The 6,315-nt window shown below is 42.1% G+C and carries 8 protein-coding genes; 4 read left to right on the top strand and 4 right to left on the bottom strand.

The features are described 5' to 3' along the window. Positions 1-365: 365 nt before the first annotated feature. From BMZ06_RS20005 to BMZ06_RS19990, 4 genes are read right to left on the bottom strand one after another with little or no spacing between them, the layout of a single operon-like run. Positions 366-737 (bottom strand): DnaJ family domain-containing protein, encoded by a 372-nt coding sequence (locus BMZ06_RS20005; protein ID WP_089754958.1) that lies wholly within the window; start codon positions 735-737, stop codon positions 366-368. Positions 738-751: 14 nt separating this feature from the next. Beyond that, positions 752-1,216 carry a nucleoside deaminase gene (locus tag BMZ06_RS20000; RefSeq protein WP_089754957.1) on the bottom strand — a complete coding sequence of 155 codons (465 nt, stop codon included), beginning with the start codon at positions 1,214-1,216 and terminating at the stop codon, positions 752-754. 2 nt (positions 1,217-1,218) lie between these two features. Further along, on the bottom strand, positions 1,219-1,875 hold the full coding sequence (locus BMZ06_RS19995) for an MOSC domain-containing protein (protein WP_089754955.1): 657 nt from the start codon (positions 1,873-1,875) through the stop codon (positions 1,219-1,221). Next, positions 1,865-2,611: a YkgJ family cysteine cluster protein gene (locus BMZ06_RS19990; RefSeq protein WP_089754953.1), complete on the bottom strand. Its 747-nt coding sequence runs from the start codon at positions 2,609-2,611 to the stop codon at positions 1,865-1,867. Before BMZ06_RS19990 ends, BMZ06_RS19995 begins: the two co-directional genes overlap by 11 nt. Positions 2,612-2,773: 162 nt before the next feature. Here BMZ06_RS19990 and mreBH point away from each other — a divergent pair, with 162 nt between their 5' ends. The 4 genes from mreBH (at position 2,774) to BMZ06_RS19970 (ending at position 5,813) form a co-directional block, all read left to right on the top strand. Further along, positions 2,774-3,784, top strand: coding sequence for a rod-share determining protein MreBH (gene mreBH / locus BMZ06_RS19985; RefSeq protein ID WP_089754951.1), 1,011 nt, complete (start codon positions 2,774-2,776; stop codon positions 3,782-3,784). Between the two features lie 269 nt (positions 3,785-4,053). Continuing rightward, the gene (locus tag BMZ06_RS19980; RefSeq protein ID WP_089754949.1) at positions 4,054-4,371 is read left to right on the top strand and encodes a hypothetical protein; all 318 of its coding nucleotides are present in this window, start codon (positions 4,054-4,056) and stop codon (positions 4,369-4,371) included. Positions 4,372-4,437: 66 nt separating this feature from the next. Further along, on the top strand, positions 4,438-4,797 hold the full coding sequence (locus tag BMZ06_RS19975; RefSeq protein WP_089754947.1) for a DUF1428 family protein: 360 nt from the start codon (positions 4,438-4,440) through the stop codon (positions 4,795-4,797). Positions 4,798-4,892: 95 nt separating this feature from the next. Further along, positions 4,893-5,813, top strand: coding sequence for a ketopantoate reductase family protein (locus tag BMZ06_RS19970; RefSeq protein WP_089754945.1), 921 nt, complete (start codon positions 4,893-4,895; stop codon positions 5,811-5,813). The last annotated feature ends 502 nt before the right edge of the window (positions 5,814-6,315 follow it).

Genomic DNA, 6,315 nt, shown 5'->3' with positions numbered 1-6,315 from the left:
GACTTCTGATGGTTCAGCGATTCTTTGGGGAATCGGTTACCGCATGTGTACGGCTTGTCCATCAGACCTCCCCGGGTAAAAGCATAAACTTCCTTTCCATATCCCCGCCTCATTTACTGCCTGCCCCTTTGGTCGTTGGGGTTTCGTCTTGTTATGCAGACTCACCCCAGACAGACAGCCTTTTATGAGATTTGTGTTCCTCGGGGCGGAAATTTGTCTCCGGCTTCCTTCAGATTTCAGGTCACCCTGGACACCCTTGCCTTTGACTAACGGCTACAACGACCTTCGCCGCTCGGGACTTGAACCCTAGAGTTTACACCCGTGCCGGGCACACATAAAAAAAACACAGTCCTTAAACTGTGTTTTCAGAATCCAAAGTTCCTGTGGATTTTATGACTGTATTGACGATAGGCTCCTGATTGATTAAACTTCCTCTTTTCCATCATTAAATCAAAGCGGATTCTTTTCTCGGATAACTCTTTTTTATAACGCTCTGCCCGTTCTGGATCCTTGATTTCTGCAAGAAGTTCTTCTAATTGTACTATTTCTTTTTTTAACTGCATTTCTTCAGGAAGCATATTAGCATTCTTTAATATACGGTATCCATTTCTAAGTTCGGCGGGAACGTAAGCGAGATCATCTTTTGGTAAAGGCTTCCCCTTGCCAGGAAGATCCTCAAAATCACCGCGTTCCAAGGACTGTTTGATTTTCTCTTCAATAATATGACCAAAATCCACAGCTTCACCTCCCCTTATTCCGATTCTGATATTTTCTTGGAATACAAATCCATCGCATCCAAACCAGAATCCTGTACTGGATCATGGATAAAGTTTATTTCTCTAGAGTCTTTAGGTTTTGTTAACTCTTCATATACTTTTCCCGATAACGTTAACCCTGCTTGCGAAGCTTCTTCTATGGTTTGAGCAAAATGGATCTCTTTAATACCAGCGAAATAAGCAGCGGTCAGGCACATGGGACACGGTTCGCCACTTGCATAGAGAGTACAGTCGCTTAAATCTGTCGTCAGAAGATGTTCCTGAGCTTTTCGTATAGCTACTAGTTCTGCATGTGCGCTTACATCAGGCTTTATATGCAGTTCATTAACCCCTTCAGCTACCGCTTCTCCACCTTTAACGAGTACTGCTCCAAAAGGATGCCCGCCTTCTTTCACGTTCGTTACTGCAAGCTTTAATGCTTTTTCCATCCATTCATTCACAGTTAAAGCTCCTCCTTTATTTTATGCAGGTGTTCGTTCAAGGAATCACGTAAACCTTTTGCTAAGACATCCACTTCAATCACACGCTTAAGCTTATCAGGATTATTCACATCATGATAACGCACCTCATTCACATCAGCTACAGTAACTGCTGATGGGTGACGTTCTACAAGTGTCATATCGTCACCTGGGGTAACTCTTCCTTCTTTCAAGACACGCAGGTAAAAACCGGTATACCCCGTTTCCATGACTCTTGCCGGAAAATCTTTAATACCGTGAGTACGCGCAATAATATAACAGGGCTTTCTAGGCTCAGAAATCTGCAAAAGCGCGTCCCCCAGTTGGAATTGATCTCCAATATGAACCTCACGCTCGTCGATTCCCTCAATTGTCAAATTTTCACCAAAGGCTGGAAAAGAAAAAGACTGACCATAGTGCTCGTCCCAGTGTTTATAATGCTGAGCTGGATAAAGACAAACGGCCTTGTCTCTTCCACCATGGTTTTTCTTATCTGCCTGCTCATCGCCTTCAAAATTATAATATGTTAAATAAGCTGCTTCCTGAACAGGGGTCTTCCGGTAGGCACTTTCCAGTTCTCCCTTCTCTGTCTCATACACCTCAGGGCGTCCTACATTCAAAGACAAGAGTTTATATTTCATTCAATGTCCCCTCTCGATAACTTTTCACCCATGCCGGGAGATAATCGTAGCTCCACGCATCACTTGGGTAATCAACAAATACATCTTCTCCATTTTCATACAAGGCCTGAATCAACTCATTGATCGCTCCAAAATAATAGGTGTACAAAAATTCGTAGCTAAAAGGTTCTTTGGGCATGTGATTCTCTGCGCAGACATTAGGGTCGCTGTAATTTAAATAGGTACGGCAAGGAATGGGACGAACCTCATAAGCCATACACAACTGTGTTTCCGGATCAAGCATTGGACAAGGAAGGTTGAGCTTTTTGTATTCAAGCTTCGTACTTGGATCATCCGGATCCATAGCAAGAGCGGTATCGAGCTTTCCCGCCTGCTGATTGTAATATCGTTCCCAGTGCTCAAAGATCGCATTCTTTCTTTGCTCAGAAAATTGTTCAATAGAACGAAACATCATTTTCGCTTCCATCCGGCTTAGAACGATTGGAAAATAACAGCAGAATGCACAGCCCTTAAAGCAGTTCGCCTCCATTCCACTGAATGATTCCATTCGGTTAATTTCATGATCAACCTCTTTAAGCAGATTTTGAAAGCCTTGTAAAATCACCGTTTCGGTCTCAGCCTCACTATCTAGCAATTCATCTATGATGTTTTCAAAAAAAGCCGGGTCAATTTCGTAGGATTCATTGAGCCGTTCACATTTTTCAAGAATTTCGTGATGTTTTAAAAAACGGTCCATTATAAAACTCCTTCTTTTTCGTTGACTATATTATACATGGAAGTAGGCCTATAAAACTACATTGGCAGAAAGATTGATTTTTGTATCGACCTTCTGTGTAAAAAACGTTACTATTAGTTTATAAAATAAACTAGAAATTGCCATCTTTGGAGGTACGCCATAATGTTTTCAAATGCTGAAATTGGAATTGATCTTGGTACAGCCAATATACTTATCTATTCTAAATCTAAAGGTATGCTTTTAAACGAGCCATCTGTGGTAGCTTATAACACAGAAACTCAGACTGTCGTAGCCGTTGGTAAAGAAGCTAAAGAAATGGTAGGTAAAACCCCTAAACATATCATCCCTGTGCGTCCTCTACGTGATGGCGTCATCGCTGATTATGATTTAACAGCTCAAATGTTAAAAGAGCTCTTGAAAAAAGTATCAAAAAAATCTGGAATGTCCATGCGCAAGCCCACAGTCGTCGTCTGTACTCCTTCTGGTTCAACTTCTGTAGAACGACGTGCTATCCATAATGCCGTTAAGAGTTATGGAGCAAGAAATGTCCATTTAATTGAAGAACCTATAGCTGCTGCTATTGGTGCCGATTTACCTGTTGATGAGCCGATCGCCAACGTCATTGTAGATATTGGCGGAGGAACCAGCGAAGTAGCCATCATTTCATTCGGCGGTGTTGTGTCCTGTAAGTCGATACGAACCGGCGGAGATGTGATGGATGAAGAAATTATTCATTACGTAAGAAAAGCTTACAATGTACTGATCGGTGAGCGGACAGCAGAGGAAATTAAAATGGAAATTGGCTACGCTTTAATTGACCATCCTGAAGTGACTATGGATGTTCGCGGAAGAGACATGGTTACCGGTCTTCCAAAAACGATCGAGTTAGCATCTACTGAAGTTCAATCAGCCATTAAAGAGTCACTGGAACAGTTACTGGAAACCATTCGAGCTACACTTGAAGACTGCCCGCCAGAACTAAGCGGTGATATTGTTGATCATGGCGTTATCCTGACGGGAGGAGGAGCGTTATTGAACGGCATGCAAGAGTGGTTATCGAATGAAATCTCTGTACCTGTTCATATGGCTCCAAGTCCTCTCGAATCCGTTGCGATTGGAACAGGGAAATCTCTTAAGATGATTCAAAAATTGCAAAAAGCGTCTACTAGTTAATCGGTTTTGAATTTAAAAGAAGCACGTGTCCAACAATTAATTTCTCTTTGATCCCATTCCAGCGGCTTGCTGATATATGGAATAAAGATGTGCCTTGCGATGTCACGGTCGCAAGGCTTCTTTATATATGAATTCTTTTTGTCCTCGCAATAACTACTTTTATGGACAAACGTGTCTAATTTGATAAAATAAAAATAGGACTTCAGCTTAAGATGCTGCTACACGAATCCGATTAGGACAGATTTTTTGATAAGGAGCAGGATCTCATTATGAAACCATCAACATTATTAAAATGGATAACCGGAGCCTGTGAAGCATTTTTGGCCATTCCGATTGCCGGTGGTGCTTTTGTGTTAGGGAATGGATGGGCTCCCCTTCTATTCATGTTTATTTTTCACTTAATCACCTTAATAGTCTCCATTAGGGAAAATCGCTTTTTCGTGGGAAGTATCCTTGGTCTTGTCACAAGTGCCATAGGCGTTATCCCATTCATTGGCTGGATTATGCATACGACGACAGCTATCGTACTCTTGATAGATGCTGGAGTTTCTTCTGGCACGGATAAAAGAGCAAAGCTGGCTAAATAATAACAGCATCTCATCACACCAGAAAATGTAATTACCAATCTTTCTACAATAGAGGAGGATGCGTCTATGTATACAGTACTTTGTTTTTTTAGAGTCAAAAAAAAGAACGTAGAAAAATTCGTGAAAATGACTAGAAAAAGCGGAGATATCCTGGAATCTCACGGCACCATCTCCCATCATGTCTATTTCTCCAATATGCTTACAGGCAGACAAGGCTCTATGGGTGTACTCAATCTAATGGATGTCGAAGAGGATGAAGAATTGCTTATGGCTCAATCTGTTTTCAACAGCGAAGATCATTATTACGAAGTGATGAAAAGTGTAAAATCGAATGATATGATCCATTACCTGGATGAATATATTAAAGATTTAGTAGAAATGACTCGTGTAGTCACTTCTTCTTTCACTACCAAAAACCCTCAATAGTTTGAGGGTTTTTTAATTACATAGCTTTCCATTTTGAGTGTAGTCATCAAGCAGACGTGCTATCATAGAATTACAATTTATTGGAGGTGGAGGAAATGAAGATCGTTGTATTAGGAGCCGGTGCTTTAGGAGCATACTTTGGTGCACGCTGGCAAGAAGCTGGACATGAAGTCGTAAATCTTGTAAGAGAAGGAAGAGCTGAACAACTGGAGGAAAACGGATTACAGTTACATAGCAAAATGGGAGACTATACTGTTTCCGAGCCAGTCATTGCCAGAGATCCCGAAGAAATTGAAGATGCTGACTTAGTCTTCCTTGCTGTCAAAGGCTATCATCTTCATGGCACTCTGGATTGGCTGAAGCAGCTGGTTCAAAAGGGAGCCAAGGTTTTCCCAGTACTAAATGGTATGGAGCATATTAGTATTCTCCAGAAAGAACTGGGCGAAGAAGCCGTTATCGGCGGACTTTCCTATATTATCGCAACGCTTGATGAAAAAGGACACGTTGTACATTCAAGCGAATTTCACGACCTTGTGTTCGGACCGTTGCATCCTTCCCAGCAATCCATATGCGAAGAACTTGCTTTCGCTTGTAACCAGGCCAATCTTAATGGAAGCGTAAGCCCCAACATTCTAGAGGATATGTGGAAAAAGTATATGTTCATTTCTGCTTTTTCAGGTATTACTACAGCTGTTAATCAACCAATCGGGGAAATCCGATCCTATCCTCAGACTTTACGGATTGCGGAACGTGTTCTATTTGAAATGAAGGAACTTGCTAATGCTCACCAGGTGAACTTAACAGAAGAGCAGGCGGCGAAAGCGTTTGAGAATTTGCGTAAACTTGATCATGACATGACTTCTTCCATGCACCAGGATCGGAGAAAAGGACTGCCGCTTGAGGTAGAACATCTCCATGGTGGAGCTTTAAGACTTGGAAGTGAAGTCGGTTTGTCCATGCCTTATACGGAAACCATTCACGCCATGATTAAACCATACGAAACGTACCAGCAATAAACAAAAAGCAGTGTCTCCCATGAACGGGGACACTGCTTTTATTATTGCTGATTTTTATATAAAGCTTATTACACAATAGGGCCGGTTACTATAAGACTCAGTTTCGAGATAAATTGGGTCCGCTACTTTATGTGGAAGAGGGCTGGTGGGGAAATAACTCGTCTTGTTCCATCACCCAGACACTCGAGCCATAAGCCGTTCATCACCGGTCGGAAAGACCACCGTCCTTTTGATGCTCGGCTTATGCTGGTCGTGTCTTTCGGGGCGATTCCACATTTGAACACTTTCCTATGGGGGAACGGTGAGCTTCCTCGCTCGTTTCACTCCCTGCGGGATCTCACCTAGTCCCTTCTCCCATGGGAGTCTCGCCATTTCCCCACCAGCCCTGCTACAGGAGCAAAACGGACCCTTCTACATGAGAGAATGAACTCCTTCTCAATTAAGCATAAATGCTTGTATAACAGGACTTTTCATCGTTATAGAATGATCATAATCCCATGAT

It is taken from the genome of Halobacillus alkaliphilus (assembly GCF_900113125.1).
Lineage (GTDB): Bacteria > Bacillota > Bacilli > Bacillales > Halobacillaceae > Halobacillus > Halobacillus alkaliphilus.
Note: the sequence above shows the minus strand (reverse complement) of the source record. Positions and strands in the feature narration are given on the sequence as shown.